This window comes from Streptomyces sp. NPDC003247 (assembly GCF_042888135.1).
In the GTDB taxonomy this organism is placed as follows: domain Bacteria; phylum Actinomycetota; class Actinomycetes; order Streptomycetales; family Streptomycetaceae; genus Streptomyces.
Window position 1 is genome coordinate 322,598 of sequence record NZ_JBIAPF010000009.1, and the last position, 17,562, is coordinate 340,159.

The 17,562-nt window shown below is 74.5% G+C and carries 12 protein-coding genes; 1 reads left to right on the forward strand and 11 read right to left on the reverse strand.

The features are described from left to right. Nucleotides 1–2 precede the first annotated feature (2 nt). From ACFYWQ_RS29550 to eccD, 8 genes are all read right to left on the reverse strand, one after another. The gene (locus ACFYWQ_RS29550; RefSeq protein WP_389520475.1) at nt 3–338 is read right to left on the reverse strand and encodes a hypothetical protein; all 336 of its coding nucleotides are present in this window, start codon (nt 336–338) and stop codon (nt 3–5) included. Nucleotides 339–442: 104 nt separating this feature from the next. Next, nucleotides 443–889: a YbaB/EbfC family nucleoid-associated protein gene (locus tag ACFYWQ_RS29555; protein ID WP_389520476.1), complete on the reverse strand. Its 447-nt coding sequence runs from the start codon at nt 887–889 to the stop codon at nt 443–445. 40 nt (nt 890–929) lie between these two features. Beyond that, nucleotides 930–3,359: an AAWKG family protein gene (locus tag ACFYWQ_RS29560; RefSeq protein WP_389520478.1), complete on the reverse strand. Its 2,430-nt coding sequence runs from the start codon at nt 3,357–3,359 to the stop codon at nt 930–932. 28 nt (nt 3,360–3,387) lie between these two features. Continuing rightward, the gene (locus ACFYWQ_RS29565; protein ID WP_389520479.1) at nt 3,388–3,819 is read right to left on the reverse strand and encodes a type VII secretion system-associated protein; all 432 of its coding nucleotides are present in this window, start codon (nt 3,817–3,819) and stop codon (nt 3,388–3,390) included. A gap of 96 nt (nt 3,820–3,915) precedes the next feature. Further along, nucleotides 3,916–4,221, reverse strand: a complete 306-nt coding sequence (locus tag ACFYWQ_RS29570) for a WXG100 family type VII secretion target (RefSeq protein ID WP_389520480.1) — start codon at nt 4,219–4,221, stop codon at nt 3,916–3,918. A 49-nt stretch (nt 4,222–4,270) separates the two neighbouring features. Beyond that, the gene (locus tag ACFYWQ_RS29575; RefSeq protein ID WP_389520482.1) at nt 4,271–4,615 is read right to left on the reverse strand and encodes a hypothetical protein; all 345 of its coding nucleotides are present in this window, start codon (nt 4,613–4,615) and stop codon (nt 4,271–4,273) included. An 89-nt stretch (nt 4,616–4,704) separates the two neighbouring features. After that, nucleotides 4,705–6,321 (reverse strand): type VII secretion protein EccB, encoded by a 1,617-nt coding sequence (gene eccB / locus ACFYWQ_RS29580; protein WP_389520484.1) that lies wholly within the window; start codon nt 6,319–6,321, stop codon nt 4,705–4,707. Between the two features lie 168 nt (nt 6,322–6,489). Next, on the reverse strand, nt 6,490–7,884 hold the full coding sequence (gene eccD / locus ACFYWQ_RS29585; protein WP_389520486.1) for a type VII secretion integral membrane protein EccD: 1,395 nt from the start codon (nt 7,882–7,884) through the stop codon (nt 6,490–6,492). Between the two features lie 555 nt (nt 7,885–8,439). On the opposite strand from eccD, the gene eccCa reads away from it, so the two are divergent. Then, nucleotides 8,440–12,426 carry a type VII secretion protein EccCa gene (eccCa, locus tag ACFYWQ_RS29590; protein ID WP_389520488.1) on the forward strand — a complete coding sequence of 1,329 codons (3,987 nt, stop codon included), beginning with the start codon at nt 8,440–8,442 and terminating at the stop codon, nt 12,424–12,426. A 72-nt stretch (nt 12,427–12,498) separates the two neighbouring features. Here eccCa and ACFYWQ_RS29595 read toward each other — a convergent pair whose 3' ends face one another. The 3 genes from ACFYWQ_RS29595 to ACFYWQ_RS29605 form a co-directional block, all read right to left on the reverse strand. Then, nucleotides 12,499–13,797, reverse strand: a complete 1,299-nt coding sequence (locus ACFYWQ_RS29595; RefSeq protein ID WP_389520489.1) for a S8 family serine peptidase — start codon at nt 13,795–13,797, stop codon at nt 12,499–12,501. 65 nt (nt 13,798–13,862) lie between these two features. Further along, nucleotides 13,863–16,091: a BTAD domain-containing putative transcriptional regulator gene (locus ACFYWQ_RS29600; protein WP_389520491.1), complete on the reverse strand. Its 2,229-nt coding sequence runs from the start codon at nt 16,089–16,091 to the stop codon at nt 13,863–13,865. Nucleotides 16,092–16,116: 25 nt separating this feature from the next. Beyond that, nucleotides 16,117–17,550 carry a ricin-type beta-trefoil lectin domain protein gene (locus ACFYWQ_RS29605; protein ID WP_389520493.1) on the reverse strand — a complete coding sequence of 478 codons (1,434 nt, stop codon included), beginning with the start codon at nt 17,548–17,550 and terminating at the stop codon, nt 16,117–16,119. Between the last annotated feature and the right edge of the window lie 12 nt (nt 17,551–17,562).

A 17,562-nucleotide genomic window follows, 5' to 3' on the forward strand; every position in this document is an offset into this window, starting at 1 on the left:
TCTCAGTGCCTGCCGTACTGGGCCTCTTCGGCCGCGATGCCGTCGTACGCCTCGTTCTGCGCCCGTTCGACGTGTCGCGCGGTGCCCGCGGTGTTGCCGACGATGCCGACGATGGCCTCGACGACCTGCTGGCCGGAGGTGAGGGTCTGCCGGTAGTTCCGCTTGATCTGCGGGCCGACCGTCTCGGCGTAGTCGTCGTCGGTGCCCGCCCAGCCGGTGAGCGTCGTCCTGTGGTGCTCCAGGTCGTCGACCAGGGCGTTGGCGTGGTCGGCGATGTCCGCCAGGAGCTGGGCGCCCCTGCGGGTCACATAGGGGTTGGCTTCGAACGAATTCGCCATGGTGGTTCTCCTCCGTCTCCTCGGAACTTCCCGGCCGTCCCGGTCGCTCCGGTGTCCCGGCCTTCTCGGACTTCTCGGGCCTTCTCGGGCCTTCTCCGGCCGCCTCACGGCTGGGGCGGGTCCTCCACGATCTCGTCGCGCAGTCTGCCGCCCTGCTTCTTCCTGGCCGCGGAGCCGTCCTCGTCGGTGGCGGAGCCGAACAGCCGGTCCCAGTCGATCTCCGCGCCGGGCATGTCGGTGATCCGGGGCACGCTCTCGGAGATCGGCCGGTAGGTGTCGACCACCTGGCGGGCCATCCGGGCGCGGGCCCGGCCGATCGTCTCCATCAGGACGGCGGAGAGCTGGGCCGGTGCCATCGACCGGTACTTGCCGTCCTGGAAGCGCAGGGCCCGCAGCTCGCCCTGGGCGCCCACGGTGACCTCCACCGAGCGGTCCTTGGACGTCACCGTGACGGACGCCTCGCGCAGTCGCCGCTCGGCGTCGGCGACCGCCGCCCTGGTCGACTCCAGGGCCTGGAGGGCCTGGGCGAGGCGGTCCTCGACGGGTTCCATCGGTCTGTCTCCTGAGAAGTGTGGTGGGCGTGGGGGCGGGTCAGTCGTCGCGGCCCAGGACCGCGGGGGCGGCGGCCTCGTCGGTCCCCCAGATCTCCTCGTCCTCGGAGAGCCAGGTGGTCCGGGTGCGTTCCTCGCTCTGTGTCTGCTGGCCGCCCTGTCCGGCGCCCGGGGGCATGAAGGGCATGCCCGAGCTGGTGGTGGCCCGCGCGGCGGCCTGTTCGGTGGTCGTCGCCGACCGGGCTGCGGAGGTGCGCGCGGTGCCGTTGACGGCGGTGTCGCTGTCGGAGTAGCCGGACCGGACGCGTTCGGCGGCCGCGGTCATCTCGCTGTTGAGGCCGCCCATGCGGGAGGCCGCGGCGAGCGCTCCGGGGTTGAGGCCGGTCGACCCGGTGAGGCCGTCGCCGGCGGAGACGCCGCCGAGGGCGCCGGAGAGCGAGGAGGTGTAGGGGACGTCGTCGTAGAGGAAGTCGCCGTCCAGGGCCGTGGTGGAGGAGCCGGTGGTGGAGCCGAGGCCGTTGAGGGCGTTGTCGAGCGAGCCGTTGAGGCCGGTGGTGAGGGAGGAGGTGGCGACGGGGGTGGGCGCGGTGGGGTCGGCGGTGACCTCGGTGCCGTCCGGGTAGGTGGTGGTGACGGAGCCGTCGGCGTTCTGCACGGAGGTGCTGCCGTCGGCGTTGACCAGGGTGCTCGTGCCGTCCGGGTCGACGGTGAGGGTGCTGCCGTCCGGGTACTCGGTGACCTGGGTGCCGTCCGGGCTGGTGGTGGTCGTGCTGCCGTCGGGGTTGGTGACGGTGATGCTGCCGTCGGGGTTGACCTTCGTGGTGCCGGTGCCGGACGAACCGATGCCGTTCAGGGCGCTGTTGAGCAGCGAGGTGTAGGCGGGCGAGGCGCCGAGGGCGCCGTCGGTGCCGGTTCCCGTGCCGCCGTCCGTCGTGCCGTCGGAGCCGAGGAGGTTGTTGAGGTCGCTGTTGAGGTCGGAGGTGACGGCGCCGGTGTCGATGCCCCCGGTGTCGGTGCCGCCGGTGTCGGTGCCGCCCGAACCTCCGTCGCCGAGGAGGCTGTTGAGCGCGTCATCGGTGGACGAGCCCATGTCGTTCAGCGCGTCGTCGGTGGAGGAGGCGATGTCGTTGAGGGCGTCGTTGACGGAGGAGTTCTGGCCGTTCAGGATGTCGGCGATGTCACTGACGTCGAAGTCCGAGTCGCCTTCGCCGTCGTCGCCGGTGCCGCCGGTCGTGGTGAGGGTGGCGGACGGCGCCTCCTCGAAGCCGTAGGCCGGGTCCCAGTCGGTGTTCATCAGCTTCGACCAGACGCTGCTGAGGGTCGTCGTGGCGGTCTCGGCGGCCGGGTCGAGGTGGGCGGTGACGTTGTTGTTCCAGCGCTTGACCGCCTCCTGGCCGATCTTGACCCAGCTGGCGGGGTCGGTGAGGCTGCCGTAGGCGGGGACGTTCTCCTTGAAGCCGTCGGTGAGGTCGTACCAGTACTCGGTGCCGCCGTAGGAGGTGCCGTAGTAGTTGGAGTGGGTGACCACCTTGCCGGCGTTGTTGGTGTCCAGCCACTGCTTGATCTCGGTGAGGAGTTCACGCATCACGTCCTCGGCGTTCCAGTGACCGCCCGGGGCGTTCGCGGAACCGTCGGGCGCGGTGCCGGTGGTGGGGCCGTTCTGGTCGCCGTGCCACTTGATCCAGGCGTCCTTGAGGGTCTTCACGGCGGCGCTGAGGGCCTGTTCGGCCTGGATCAGGCCGTCGCCCTGGAAGGTCTTGCTGACGTAGCCGTCGACCACGCTGGCGTTCTGGGTGCTGAAGCCGTGGGGCGCCAACTGCTCGTGGTAGTGCTTGTACTGCTTGCGCAGGGTGTCCAGGAGGTTGACGAAGACCCCGGCCGCGTTGCCCTGCCAGGCCGCGTTGTCGCGTCCCATGGCCTGGACCCAGCCGTCGAGCCGGGTCTCGTGCTCCTCGAAGAACAGCTTGGCCCGGTCCAGGGACTTGGCCCGGTAGGAGAAGGTGCCCAGGTCCACGGAGTCGGCCTCGGCGACGGCCAGTCCGTCGAAGGAGTAGCCGGTGGTCTTCCAGGGGGAGGCGCCGAGCTGGTCCAGGAGGGACGCGACGCCGTTGGAGAACTTGTGGAAGTTGGTCCCGCTCACTCCGCTGCCGGTCTGCCACGCGTACGTGATCTTCGCGACGTACAGGTTGAGGGCCTTGGCGTTGGTGACGGCGCCCGAGTCCCCCGTACCCGCGAAGAACAGCACGTAGTTGCCGCCGAGCGCGGCGAGGCGCTGGGCGGCGGCGGACGCGTCGGTCTTCCCCACGTTGCTGATGGTCACGGAGAACCAGGGGATGTCGACGGCGTCGTCGGCGCCGCCGTCGCCGCGGTTGCCCTTGCCCTTGAGGTCGTCGGTGACGGTCTCCCTGGCCGGAACCTTCCATCCGGTCATCAGGTAGACCGCCTGCTCCCACTTGCCGTCGTCTGCCATGGTGCTTCGAACTCCCGGTGGGTGGAGGTCAGGAGAGGCTGGTGCCGCCGAGGTCCTGACCGACGTCGGCCATGGACGAGATGAACCGGTCGGTGGCCACGGCCTGCAACGAGGAGCCGGAGGCGGCGAGCAGGGTCGTCACGGTGTCCCTGAGGTCCCGGTCCATGTCGTTGAAGAGCTTCTTCTGCTTGACGAAGACCAGGTCGACGGCCTTCGCCAGGGCGACCGTGTCGGTGCGCAGGGAGTCGCCGTGGACCGTGCCGACGGTCCCCATGGGGCCGATCGTGAGCTGCTTGTTCGGGGCCGCGCTGAGCACCGAGTGAAGGGTGAACAGCGACTCGACGGGCGGCTCGTCGGCCGTGTCGTTGCGGATCTTCGTGAGGTCCGAGCCGAAGGTGGTCAGTTCGTGCTCGACGAACGAGGTCACCTGGGTCGCGTCGAGATGCGTGAGGTCTGCCATGTCCGTTCTCCCTTCCGGGGCCACGGGCCGCCGGGTCTCTCGGTGCGGTGGTGGCCGGGACGGGGCCGGGGAGACCGGCCCGGCCCCGGGCCGGGGTCAGGACAGCTCGCTCCACATCTGGGTGAGGCTGTTCTCGGTCTGCCGGTAGTTGTTGGAGACCTCGCCGAGCAGGGTGGCGTGGGACATCAGCAGCTGCTCCATGGCGGTGACCGCGTTGTTCCAGTCGCGCTGCGCGTTGGTGTAGGCGTCGGCGTCGGTGCCCTGCCAGGTGCTCTTCAGCTCGGTCAGCTCGGCCTCCAGGGTGTCCAGCGTGGTCTCGATGGCCCTGGTCTGCTGGATCAGGTCCTCCACGCCCTGGTCGACGTGGTTGTACTCGACGTGGATGACACCGTCGGCACTCATGGCAACTCCTCGGGTCGTAAGGGTGGTGTCCGGTCGGCCGGCCGACGGGTCAGCCGGTCAGCTGGCTGTAGGCGGCGTCCGAGGTGCTCTGTGAGCTGCGCACCATGTCGGTGTTGGCCGCCTGGGTGGTGTTGTGCTGCTGCATCGTCGTGTTCAGGTGGTCGATCAGTCCCTGGAGCTTGTTCAGGATGATCTGCGCCTGGGTGTCCCACTGCTGGAGCAGCTTCTGGAACTCCCGGCCGTCCTCGGAGGCGGCGCTGTAGCTGGTGGCCAGGCCGCCGGCGGTGGTGTCCACGTCGGTCTTGCAGCGCTGGATGCCCGCGTGGGCGGTGGTGAGGGCGTTGATGCCGAGGAGTGTCGACGACGCCGACGACTGCTGGATCGGTGTGCTCACGGGTTACCTCGTTCCACTGGGTGCGGTCGGATGCGGTCGGTGCGGATGGCGCCGGAGCGCCTGGGCGAGACGGTCCGGGACGGTCCTGGTCAGTCCTCCTCGCCCGCGGCGAGGCCGGGGACGGCGGCGGCGCCGGAACCGGTGGGGGCTCCGTCGGCCGGTCCTCCCGGCGTCCCCGGAGCCCCTTCGCCGGCCGGGCCGCCGGAGCAGTCCCCCGCCGACGTGGTGCGTGCGGCGGTGGCGCCGGAGGCCGCGGCGGGGTCCAGGTCGGGGCCGGTCGGGAGCATCTCCAGGAACGTCGAGGGCAGGACCGCCGGTTCCGTCCCGCCGTAGCCGAGGTCCTCGACGGCCTGCCCGGAGGGCATGCGGTACTTCACTCCCGTGTCGGTCACCAGGTACGTGGTGTCCCCCAGCTCCCCGCCGCCCGCCCCGAGGACGCGGACCACGGCTCCGGCGCCCGGCCGTACGGCGATGGCGTCCACGGGGGAACAGGCGGCCTGCACCCCTTCGGGTGCCGCGGCGGGCGAGGTGTCCAGGGTGGAGACCACGGCGACGCTCGTCCCGGGTCCGCCGTCCGTGGACTCCACGCTCACGCAGAGGTTCTGCCGGTCGGCGGCCTCCACCAGCCGGGGCGGGCCCGAGGGCCACTGCGCGGAGGCGGTGTCCTCGGTGGCGGTGTCCTCGATGGCGGTGTCCTCGATGGCGGTGTCCTCGGTGACGGTGCGGGCGAGGTGGGCGTCGAGCGTGTCGGTGGCCAGCGCCACCGCGGTGGGCGGCTCGCCGCCGTAACCGTCCTCGCGGGTGCGGGGATCGCCGAGCACCAGGGCCGCCTGGGTGGCGTCCACGGGGCGCAGGCCCTGCCCGGTCAGCAGGTAGTAGCGCACCGGGCCGTCCGGGACCTGCACGGTGAACACCTGGCCGACGCGGGTGGCGTGTCCGTCGAGCGACGGGCCCGCCGTGCCCCGTCCGGGGACGTCGAGGGGTGCCAGGTCGGGGCCGAGGGGCAGGCTGTTGAGGAACTCCGCCGAGACCGCGCGGGCGACCGCGTCGCCGTAGCCGAGGGCGCGCTGGGCGCCGTGCTCGGTGTCCAGCGGCAGCCGGCGCCCGTGCCAGACGAGGAACCGTTCCCCGCCGGGGGCGGTGACCAGGAGGGCCTGTCCGGTGGTGAGTCCGTCGCCCTCGGGCGGTGCGGAGCCGATGACGAGGGTCGTGGTGGCCGACCGCTCGCCCTTCGCCGTCCGGTAGATCCCCGAACAGACCAGCCAGGGGCCCGCGTTGACGTCCGAGGTGCCGGGCAGGTCGTCCGGGGCGCCGGAGATGCCCACGGCGGTCCCGCGCGGGACGCCGTCGAGGGAGGCGCCGGAGACCAGGCGGGTGGTGAGGTCGGAGCCGCCGATCAGCCGTGCGGAGGCGTAGTTGCGGAGGGGGTGCAGGACGCCGTCCTGGTAGATGTACCGCGTGCCGGTGTCCTTGCTGACGATGAGGGCGTCGGCGCTCCGCCAGGAGTCGTCGCCGCCGGGCGACAGCACCCCGAACAGGACGCATCCCGCCGCGGCCAGGGCGCCCAGGAGGAGCCCCCAGGCGGCACCGCGGCTGGTGCGGCCCATCGGGCTCTCCGCCGCGTCCGGGTCGGTGAGCAGCATGCCGGAGGTGAGGCGGCTCATCATGAAGACGTGCGCCTCGACCTGGTCGCGCTTGGACTGCACCGGCTCCTCCTTTCCTTGTCTTCTCTGGCTCTGTCGTCGTCACGCCCCGCGAGGCGGCCCGCCGGCTCCCCGTGTCACGCCCCGCGGGCCGGCCCGTCGGCTCTCCGTTCACGCCCCGCGAGGCGACCGCACCGGCTCCCCGTCCCGGCGCCTGTCCGCCCCCGCGGGTCAGCCGAAGACGCCGCGCATCCGGCCGTAGACGCCGAGCACCCACAGCACCAGCGGCAGCAGGGCGATCGCGGACGCGGAGTGCAGCAGTTCGGCGGCCCGCCCCCAGTGCGGGACGAGGCGGCGGCCCGGCAGTGCCCAGCACAGGACGGCCAGCGTGGCGGCCAGGGCGCACAGGAGCACGACGAGCAGCAGCCGGTTCCCGGTGCCGGAGCCCAGGGCGAGGGACACCACGAGGACCGCCGCGCCCCACAGTCCGGGCAGCAGCACCGACACGCGCTGCACGGCGTTGCCGATGCCCCGGCTGTGCAGGGCGAGCAGCAGGGCGAGGACGAAGGAGGTGACGCGGGCCGGGGTGGTGGGTTCCGTGCCCAGGCAGGTCAGGGCCCCGGCGTTGATCACGCCCACCGCCGCGTACAGCGCGGTCATCCAGCCCTCGGCGCGGATCGTGCGGGCGACGAGGCGTTCGCCGGGTTCGGGGTCGATGCCCTGCTGGAGTTCCCCGGCGTTGGTGGGCAGCGGGGGCATGCGCAGGCCCGCCAGCCAGAACGCCACGGCCGGGACGCTCGCGCCGAGCAGGGTGGCGACGACGGCGACGAGCGCGACGGCGTGCGCGGCCGGGAGGTCGGTGAGGACCATGAGCAGACCGGCCAGCCAGACGGCGACCGCCACCACGGCCGAGGCGAGGAAGAAGCGGGCCGGGCCGGAGATGAGGATCAGGGCCAGTCCGGCGCCGGCCGCGGACGCGGCGGCGGCGGACAGCAGGCGGCTGCCGGTCGCGGCGGGGCCGTCGCCCGCGCCCAGTACGGGCAGCAGCCAGCCGGTGGCGCCGAGGCAGGGTCCGGCCATCAGGGCGAGGGCGGTGGCGGTGCCGTTGTCGGCCATGGCGCGGCTCGCGGCGGCGGCGCCGGCGAGCAGCAGCAGGCCCATCGCCGCGGCCGTGCCGGCGCGTGCGGCGACCGGGGCGCCGGGCAGCACGAGGATGGCCAGGGCGACGGCCACGGAGCCCACCAGCAGGGTGCGCAGCAGCCGGCGGGTGGCGTCCTCGGACCACTGGTGGGGGCGCTCGCGCAGGGTGCCGGCCATGCCGTCCACCAGGTCGTCGAAGTGCGCCTCGGGGAGGGTCTCGACGCCTGGCCGCAGGTAGAGGGTGTCGCCGTCGCGGAGTTCGAGGGACTGGGCGGTGGCCTCCAGGTCCAGCGGGGGGCCGCCGAGCCGCTGGAGGATCCAGCCGCCGTGTTCGAGTCCGGACTCCTCCAGGCCGTCACCGGCGTAGCCGATGACGACGGGCAGCAGATCGGCGATCGGGACGTCCGAGGGCACGGCGAGGTCGACGGACCGTTCGGACGTCCGTATGGTCACCCGGCAGAGGCTGGCCAGGGCGTTGTCGCTCACGCTCCTGCCTTTCTTCTTCGACGGCCCGTCGTGTGGGCGGGCGCGGGCTGTGCGGGGACGGGTCCGGGCGGTCCGGCCCGGACCTGCCGCGCGCACCTCACCCGAGGCGCTCGGGGCCGCGGAACCGGGGTCCGGCCGCTCGCACGAGAGCGCCGGGGGCGATGGTAGGCAGGCGTGTGTGAAGGAAAACTGACCGAAGGGCCTCACCGGCCGGCCCGCGGCACAAAGGCGCCAGGGCCGGTCTCCCCCGCGCGCCGCGCACGCCCCCGCGCGGGCCTCCGCCCGTCCCGTCGGCCGGTGGGCGCGCGCATTTTTTACGCACTGACGGGTGCCTAGGATCCCGGGTGAGGTTCGTGGAGATGCTCCCGGCCGCGGTCGGGGCAGCCACACCGTGACGCCTGCGCCGTCAGGTCCGGGACGTGCGGCCGGCCCGCGGGGCCGGCGGCCGAGCAGGATCTGTGGTGGCCTGCCCCGTGCGGCGCTCGCCGTCCGTCGGCCGGGGGCGCGTGGAGGGACCCGAACCCGCCGGATCCCCACCGAAGGAGCACCGTCCCGTTGTCCGTTGAACTCTTCCGCAGGCCGGCCCGCCGTCGCGGTCCCGACATGCCCCAGGGTGAACTGGCGCTCCAGGAGCCGCCGACCCTGCCGGAAGTGCAGGCGGACGCCTCCGCCGTCTGGACCTTCCTGCCGATGGGCATGATGTCCGCGTCGATGCTGGTGATGTTCCTGCGGCCGGGCGAGAACTCCGTCCTCAGCTACATCGCCATGGGCATGATGATGCTGTCCATGGTGGCCATGCTGGTCGGCCAGATCATGCGCGGCCGGGGGGAACGCAAGCGCCGCACCAAGGGCGAACGGCGGGACTACCTGCGGTACTTGGCGCAGGTGCGCAGGAAAGTGCGGCGCGCGGTGCTCGAACAGCGGGAGGCCCTGGTCTGGCGCCATCCCGCCCCCGCCGTGCTGTGGTCGATGGTGCGCACCACCAGGCTGTGGGAGCGCCGCCCGGCCGACGACGACTTCGCCGAGGTGCGGATCGCCGTGGGTGATCAGCGGCTCGGGGTGCGTCTCAGTCCGGTCTCCACGAAACCCGTCGAGGACCTCGAACCGTTGAGCGCGCACGCCCTGCGCCGGTTCATCCGCGCCTACTCGACCGTTCCCGACCAGCCCGTCGCGATCTATCTGCGGGCCTGGTCGAAGGTGCTGACCCGGGGTGACGAGCACCGCATCCGGGCGGCCGGCCGCGCCCTGGTGGCCCAGCTCGCCGCCTTCCACTCCCCGGAGGACCTGTGGGTGGCGCTGTGCGTGTCCGACGAGCGGCAGGCCGACTGGGAGTGGCTGAAGTGGCTGCCGCACTGCCAGCACCGGCACGACCGGGACGGCGCCGGTCCCGCCCGCCTCGTCGCTCCGTCCCTCACCGAACTGGAGAACCTGCTCGGTGCCGAGTTCCAGGAGCGGCCCCCCTTCGACCCGGACGCGGTTCCGGGGCGCGAGGAGCCGTTCACCGTCGTCGTCGTGGACGGCGGCCGGGTCCCGGCGGGGCACCGGCTGGACGGACAGGGCTTCCGCAACTGCGTCGTCGTGGACCTGGGGGGCGCGCTGACCTGGCGGCCGGGCCGTACGACGCTGCGGCTGGACTTCGCCGGCGACGAACTGCGCCTGGTGCGGACCGACCGCAGCCGTCAGGAGCAGACCACCGCGCTGGGCCGTCCCGACCGGATGGGCCCGGCGGCGGCCCGGTCGCTGGCCGCGCTCCTCGCCCGGTACCGGCCGAGCCTGGCCACCGACAGCACGGAACCGCTCGCGTCCGACATCCAGCTGACCTCGCTGCTCGGCATCCCCGACCTGCACCGGCACGATCCGGCGGGCTACTGGGCGGGACGCACCGGCGCCACCGACCGGCTGCGGGTGCCGATCGCGGTCGGCGCGGACGGCGCGCCCGTCGAGCTCGACATCAAGGAGTCGGCGCAGGGCGGCATGGGCCCGCACGGCATGCTCATCGGCGCCACCGGCTCCGGCAAGAGCGAGCTGCTGCGCACGCTCGTCCTCGGCCTGGCGCTGACCCACTCGTCGCAGACCCTGAACTTCGTGCTCGTCGACTTCAAGGGCGGCGCGACCTTCCTGGGCCTGGAGGACCTGCCGCACACCTCGGCCGTGATCACCAACCTCGCGGACGAGGTCGCCCTCGTCTCCCGTATGCAGGACGCCCTGCACGGCGAGCTGATCCGCCGTCAGGAACTGCTGCGGGCGGCGGGCAACTTCACCTCCGCCCTGGAGTACGAGAAGGCGCGGGCCGCGGGCACGCCGCTGGAGCCGCTGCCGAGCCTGTTCGTCGTCGTGGACGAGTTCAGCGAACTGCTCGCCTCGCACGGCGAGTTCATGGAGCTGTTCGTCATGATCGGCCGGCTCGGGCGGTCCCTGGGCGTGCATCTCCTGCTGGCCTCCCAGCGCCTGGACGAGGGCAGGATGCACCAGCTGGAGAGCCACCTCTCCTACCGCATCGGCCTGCGCACGTTCTCGGCCATGGAGAGCCGCGGGGTGCTCGGCGTGCCCGACGCCTACCAGCTTCCCTCCCAGCCGGGCAGTGGGTACCTCAAGAGCGGTGTGGAGGCACTGACCCGGTTCCGGGCCGCGTACGTCTCCGGCTCCTACCGACGGCGGCGCGGCGCCCTGGCCCGTGCGCAGGTGGCCGGTCAGGTCACCCCGTGGAGCGTCGGGTGGGTCGCGCCGCGGCAGCTGCCCGAGTCGGTGGTCAGGGCGGAGGAGGAGGCCGCCGCCGCGGAGGAGGCGAGCGCGCGGAGTCTGCTCGCCACGGCCGTGGACCGGCTGCGCGACTCGGGTCCGGCGGCCCGCCAGGTGTGGCTGCCGCCGCTCGACCTGCCGCCGACCCTGGACCAGCTGCTGCCCCCCACCGCGCCGGACGCCGAGCGCGGTCTGACGGTCGCGGCCGGCGGGGCCGGCGCCGACGCGGTGGCACGGGGCGGCCTGCGCGTGCCGATCGGGGTCGTGGACCGGCCCTTCGAACAGCGCCGCGACCCCCTTGTCGTGGACCTCTCCGGGGCGGGCGGCCACGTCGCCGTCGCGGGCGGCCCGCAGAGCGGCAAGTCGACTCTGGTGCGTACCCTCATCACCGCCCTGGCGCTCACCCACACTCCCCGCGAAGTGCAGTTCTACTGCCTCGACTTCGGCGGCGGCAGCCTGACCGGGCTCGCCGGACTGCCGCACGTCGGCGGAGTGGCGGCACACGTCGACGGCGAGCGGATCGGCCGTACCGTCGCCGCGGTCGCCTCGCTCCTGGCCGACCGGGAGCGCCTCTTCCTGGAGCACGGCATCGACTCCATGGCGACCTACCGCAAGCGGCGCGCGGCCGGCGAGTTCCCCGACGAGCCCTACGGCGACGTCTTCCTGGTCGTGGACGGCTGGGGGACCCTGCGGCAGGACTTCCTCGACCACGTGGCCACCCTGTCCCAGTTCGCCCTGCGCGGACTGAACTACGGCGTGCACCTCATCGTCACCACCACGCGTTGGGTGGAACTCGCCGCGCAGGTCAGGGATCAGGTGGGCACCCGTCTGGAGCTGAAGATGGGCGACCCGATGGAGTCGGTGATCGACATCCGGCGGGCCCGCTCGGTCCCCCGCGTCCCCGGCCGCGGCCTGACGCCCGAGTCCAAGCTGCACTTCCTCGCCGCGCTGCCGCGCCTGGACGGCGTGCAGGACCACAAGGACCTGGCCGAGGGCGTCGCCGAGGTCGTCCGGGCGGTCGGCGAGCACTGGCAGCGGCCTCCGGCTCCGCCGGTGCGGATGCTGCCGGTCCGGCTGCCCGCCGACGAACTGCCGCCCGCCGAGGGCGACCTGCGGATCGCGCTCGGTGTGGAGGAGGACAAGCTGGCCCCGGCCTGGCACGACTTCGCCGAGCATCCCCACCTCGTCGTCGTCGGCGACGCGGAGACCGGCAAGACCAACCTCCTCCGTCTGGTGGCCAAGGGCATCACCGAGCGCTACACCCCCGCCGAGGTACGGATCCTGGTCGTCGACTACCGCCGGGAACTGGTCGAGGCGGTGCCGGAGGAGTACCGGCTCGGCCACGCGGTCTCCGTCGACCAGCTGCGCGAACTGGCCGACGGCGCGGGCCGCGCGCTGCGCAGCCGTATGCCGGGGCCGGACATCGCCCCGTCCCGGATGCGGCAGCGCGACTGGTGGCGGGGTCCCACCCTGTTCGTCCTGGTCGACGACTACGACCTGATCAACGCGCCGCTCGGCCGCAGCCCCTTCGAGCCGCTGCTGGACTTCCTGGCCCTCGGCTACGAGATCGGCTTCCACCTGGTCGTGACCCGTTCCGCCGCGGGCGCCGGCCGGGGGCTGGGCGACCAGGTCCTGCGCCGGATGCTGGAGATGAACACCCCCGCCCTCCTGATGTCGTGCCCGCCCTCCGAGGGCTACCTGTTCGGCAGTGTGAAGCCACGCGTCCTCGTCCCGGGCCGGGCACTGCGCATCACCCGCCGCAAGACGTTCCAGGTGCAGACGGGGCTGCTGGCGGAGGACTGAGACGCCGTGGGGTCCGGCCCCGGGCCGGACCCACCCGGAGGGGCCCCTCACACGACGCCGTGTGGGGGGCCCTCACCCCTGCGCGGCGCTGTCGCGCCGACCGCGCCGGGCGCGGACCGCGCCCCGGACGGCGGCCGCCGCCAGCACCGCCAGCAGACCGGCCGCTCCCACGAGCAGGGCGACCCGGCGCGGCCCCGGGTCCTCGCGGGGCAGCGACAGCACCACCCGCCCCGCCGCCGCCTTCCGCGGCGCGGTGGCCCGGTCGCCGTCCGGTACGACGGTCAGTGCGGCATAGGTGTCCAGGCGGGGCACGTCCGCCGGGTACGCGGTCCCGGTCAGCCGCCGCGCGGTCTCCTCGGCGCTCAGGTCCGGATACCGGGACCGTACGAGCGCGGCGGCGCCGGCGACGTAGGCGGTGGCGAAGGAGGCACCGGTGCCGGTGAAACTGCCCGCGCCGCGCGGACCGGTGCCGACGACCTTGTCGCCCGGCGCGGCCAGGTCTGCCCCGACCGGCTCCGGCGCGCCGTCGGGGCGGGTGCCGTCGGGGCCGAAGTCCAGGACGGAGAGCACGCCCTCGTCCGACGCGGGCCAGAAGCGTGCGGACCGGGCCGCGTCCCCCGTGCCGCCGGACGCGTCGGACGCGCCGGAGGCGGAGGCGGCGGCGGTCGCGTCCGACGCGGTGTCGGGCACCGCCGCGGCGACCACCAGGCAGTCCCGCCCGGTGGCGTACCGCACCGCCGCGGTCAGCTCCTCGCTGCCCCGGGACAGCGCCAGCGGCACCGCGATCACCCCGGCCCGCGCGTCGGCCGCCGCGCGGATGCCGGCGGCGACCAGCCCGGCGTCGGTCCGGCCGCGCGCGTCGGTGCCGCGCACGGCGAGGACGCGGGCGTCCGGGGCCATCCCGCCGAGGTCGGCGCCGGTGCCGTCGTCGTCCGCCGCGACGAGGCCCGCGACGAAGCTGCCGTGTCCGACGCAGTCCTCGTCGGCGTCCCCCACCGCTTCGACCCGGCCGCCGAGACCGTGGGCGCCCGGCTCCACCCCCGAGTCGACCACCGCGACGGTGACTCCCGCTCCCCGGGAGTACGCCCGGACACCGGACAGCCCGAGCACGGCGTGGGTCCACGGGACGACCGACATCGTGGTCGGGGACGGCCCGGTGCACGCGGCGCCGGAACCCAGGGAGCCGGGGACGACGGGCAGCCGTACGGTCGCGGCGGACGCGCTCGGTGCCGGTGACACCTCGTCGGCCCACGCGACGGGCGCGGAGCAGACGGTGAGGGCGAGGGCGCACAGGCCGGCGGGGACGGCGTGCGGGGGGACGTGGGCGAGCAGGGTGGGCCGAGCCGTCCTGCGCGGCCGGGAGAGGGGCATGTTCGGTCCAGTCCTTCAAGGGTCGGGGCGGCGGCCGGAGCCGGCCGGAGCGGGAACGTCTCCGGTCACACGCGGAGGAAGGCGCCGGTACCCGGCGGACTTGCCGGCGCGGCGGCCGCGCGCTCGTGACCGGCGCCGTACGGCCGCGGCGTCCTCGGCCGGTCGGCCGGCAGTTCGTGGCGCACGAGGTGACCGAGCAGCCGGCGCACGGCCGCGGCACGTGCCGGGGCGCTGTCGGTCGCGTGCACCAGCGCGTGCGCGTAGGAGCGCTCCAGGGGCCGCAGGGTGAAGCGGCCCGGTCCGCACTCGTCGAGCAGGTGCACTCCGGTGAGCGCCGACAGAAGGACGCGGGCCGGGCGGGGTTCCACACCGGCCAGGGCCGCGGCCCCCCCGGTGCTCACCTCGGGCTCGGGGTGGAGGGCGAGGAGCCGGAACAGACGGGCCGCGTCGGCGACGAGGGTCCGGTAGGAGCCGTACAGGCTCCGCCGCACCGTCCGCAGGTCGGCCTCGTCGAGGGAGGGGGACGCCGACCCGCCGGGCACCGCGGCTCCCGACGCCGGCTTCCCGGGTGCGTCCGTGATCCGCCCGGCGGCCAGGTGCAACGCGAACGGCAGCCCGGCGCAGCACTCCACGAGCCGTCCGATCCCCTCGCGGTCCGCGGCGAGCCGGTCGGCGTCGACGCGCGTGGCCAGCAGTTCCAGGGAGCCTTCGGGGGTCAGCGGGTCCAGTACGACCCGGTGGGCACCGTCCGCGGCGACCAGCCCGGAGAGCTGGTCGCGGCTCGTCACCAGGACCGTGCACCCGTGCGCGCCGGGCAGCAGCGGCCGTATCTGCTCGGCGTCGCGGGCGTCGTCGAGCAGCAGCAGGAAGCGGCGCCCGGAGAGCACGCTGCGCCACAGGGCGGTGTGCGCGTCCAGATCGTCCCGGTCCTCGGGGAGCCGGGCCGGCGGCACGTCCAGCGCCTCGAGCAGGCCGCGGATCGCCTCGCCCGGCGCGACCGGCGGGGCGGACGGGTCGAAGCCCCGCAGGGAGACGTGGATCAGTCCGTCCGGGAAGCGGTCCGTCAGCCGGTGGGCGACCTCGGTCGCCAGGGCGGTCTTGCCGACCCCGGCCTGACCGCAGACCGCGGCGAGGGTCATGGTCTCGTCCCCCGGCCGGGCGGCCACGGCCGCGGCGAGCAGCCGCGCCGCCTCGGCCGCTCGCCCGACGAACCCGCGCGGAGCGACGGGCGGGACCCCGCCGTACGAGATCAGCCGCCGGCCCGCGTCCGCGCCGCCGGCCCGCGCCGGTCGGGGCGTGGTGTCGTGCGCGGGCGGGCGGTGCCGCGGCCCGCCCGTCGGCCGCGGCGCGGGCCACCGGTCTTCCGCCGTGTCCCGCGGTGGCGTCGCGGCGGCGGGAGGGGGAGGCGTCGTGCGCGCGGGGCCGTGTCCCCCGCGCGGCGCCGGGGCGGGGCGGCCGGGGCCCGGACGCTCCGCGCGCGCGGTGACCGGGTGGTTGGCCGGGTGGTTGGCCGGGTGGTGGGCGAGGCCGCGGAGCACGCGCTCGTGGGCGGCGCGCAGTTCCGCTCCCGGGGTGACGCCCCGTTCCTCGGCGAGCCGGGTCCGGGCCGCGTGGCAGACGTCCAGGGCTTCGGCCTGGTGTCCGGTGGCGGCGAGCGACAGGGCCAGTCTCGCCAGGACGCCTTCGTCGAGAGGGTGCCGGGCGCCGCAGCGTTCGAGCGCGGGCAGGACGCGGTCCGCCAGCCCGTGCCGCAGCGCGGTGTCCGCGGCCTCCCGTACGGCCGCCACGTACTCGTCCTCCAGAACGGTGAAGACCCGGTGGCCGCGGGCGACGGCCGGGACGCCGGCGACGACCGGCCCCCGCCACAGCGACACGGCCTCGACGAACCGCTCCACGGCTTCCTCCGCGGCTCCCGCGAGGTCCGCGTTCTGGGCGAGTTCGCGCAGGTGACGGAAGCGGGACAGGTCGACGTCGTCGGTGCCGACCCGCAGCCGGTAGCCACCGAAGACCCGGACGAGTCGCTGTCCTTCGGCGCGGTTGGGCAGTCCCGGCTCCAGGAGGCGGCGCAGCATGCCGATGTGCCGGTGGATCACGTTGGTCGCGCTCACCGGCTGCCCCTGGCCCCACAGCACGTCGGCGATCTCACCGACGGGAACGGGCCGTTTCACGCGGACGAGCAGCACGGCCAGGGTGGCGCGCTGCTGCGGGGGGCCGAGATCCAGCTCGGCACCCTCACGCCAGGCGCGCACCGGTCCCAGTACGGAGAAGGACGGCGCCGCGGGTTCCTGCCGCATCACCTGCCCTCCCGCCCCACGGTCCTCACCCCAGTCGCCACTTCTGGTTCTGCGCCCCGGTGCACGTCCACAGCTGGAGCCGGGAGCCGTTGGCGGTCTGCTGGTCCTTGACGTCCACGCACTTGTCCGCCCGGACGTTGACCAGGTCGCCGGCGGCGGTGAGCCGGAACCGCTGGGCCGAGCCGCCGTCGCAGTCCGCCATCCGGATCGTGGCGCCGTCGGCCACCGAGCCCAGGGCGACGTTCATGCACAGGCCGAGCGACCGGACCGAGCCGTCCGAGTAGAAGGACCACTGCTGCCACTTGGCGCCGGTGCAGTCCCAGATCTGGATCGGGGTGCCGGCTTCGGCCACGCCGTCGGTGACGTCGGCGCAGCGACCGGACGCCGAGCCGGTCAGGGGGCCCACCGACTGCACGGTCGGGACCGACGCGGTGTGGGCGGTGGTCGACGTCGAGGCCGTGGACTTGGCGGGCTGGTCGCCGCCCGACGCGGACGCGGCCGTGTCAGCTGCCGCCGCCGCGGCGGGGTGCGTGGCGGCGCCGGAGGCGGTGTCGGGGCTCGTACCGGTGTCGGGCTCGTCCTTGGCGCTCTTCGGCGACGTCGAGGCCGTGGCGGGCCGGGTGCCGGTGGTGGGCTTGGCGGAGGCGGCGGCGGAGGGAGCGACGCCGGGGACGCCGCCGGGGCTGCCCCCGCTGTCCTGCGAGAAGTCGCCCTGAGCCGTCCGGGCGGCCTCCGACTCGTGTCTCTCGCTTCCCCCGCCGACCAGGAGGACGGAGCTCCCTGCCACCAGGAGAGCCAGCAGGGAGACGCCGACGACCGCTTCGCGGGAGAGCCGTCGACCGCCGTTCCCGGCACCGCCGTCGCCGCCGTCCTCCTCCGGGTGCGCGGCGAGCGCCGCCGGTCCGGAGGCACTCGTTCCCTCGGCCCGACCGCCCGACGCCTCGGCGCGGCCGTCGGCGGAGCCGGTAGCAGGGTCCGGTGCGGTGGCGTCGTCGGCGGAGCCGGTAGCGGGGTCCGGTGCGGTGGCGTCGACGTCGGAGCCCGTGCCGGGGTCCGGTTCGGTGGCATCGACGTCGGAGCCCGTACGTGGATCCGGCTCGGTGGCGTCGTCGTCGGCGGCCGGCCGTCGGGACGCGGCCGTGACCGTGACCGTGTCCGCCTCCGCGTCCGCCTCCGCGTCCGTGGCCGTGACCGTGGCCGCTGCTCCTGACGTGGCCGGACTCCCCACGGTGGCGCCTGCCCCGGCCGGGGCCTCCTGCTCCGGGGTGTCCTGCTCCGGGCTCTCCTCGGTCCGGGCGGAGGGTGCTCCGGTGTGGACGGCGGTCCGGCCGGCGGTCGTGGTCCGGCCGGCGAGTTCGGTGTCGCCGTGCCCCCGGGCGGGGTCCCGCTCGTCGGCGCCGTCCGCTCCCGGCGGCTCCTGCGCCGCCACCGCGAGGCCGCTGGACGGAGACGAGGTCACGTCCCCGGAGCG

Coding starts and splice junctions, on each gene's coding strand:
- ACFYWQ_RS29550 (WP_389520475.1), bottom strand. CDS start 338: ATGGCGAATTCGTTCGAAGCCAACCCCTATGTGACCCGCAGGGGCGCC.
- ACFYWQ_RS29555 (WP_389520476.1), bottom strand. CDS start 889: ATGGAACCCGTCGAGGACCGCCTCGCCCAGGCCCTCCAGGCCCTGGAG.
- ACFYWQ_RS29560 (WP_389520478.1), bottom strand. CDS start 3,359: ATGGCAGACGACGGCAAGTGGGAGCAGGCGGTCTACCTGATGACCGGA.
- ACFYWQ_RS29565 (WP_389520479.1), bottom strand. CDS start 3,819: ATGGCAGACCTCACGCATCTCGACGCGACCCAGGTGACCTCGTTCGTC.
- ACFYWQ_RS29570 (WP_389520480.1), bottom strand. CDS start 4,221: ATGAGTGCCGACGGTGTCATCCACGTCGAGTACAACCACGTCGACCAG.
- ACFYWQ_RS29595 (WP_389520489.1), bottom strand. CDS start 13,797: ATGCCCCTCTCCCGGCCGCGCAGGACGGCTCGGCCCACCCTGCTCGCC.
- ACFYWQ_RS29600 (WP_389520491.1), bottom strand. CDS start 16,091: ATGCGGCAGGAACCCGCGGCGCCGTCCTTCTCCGTACTGGGACCGGTG.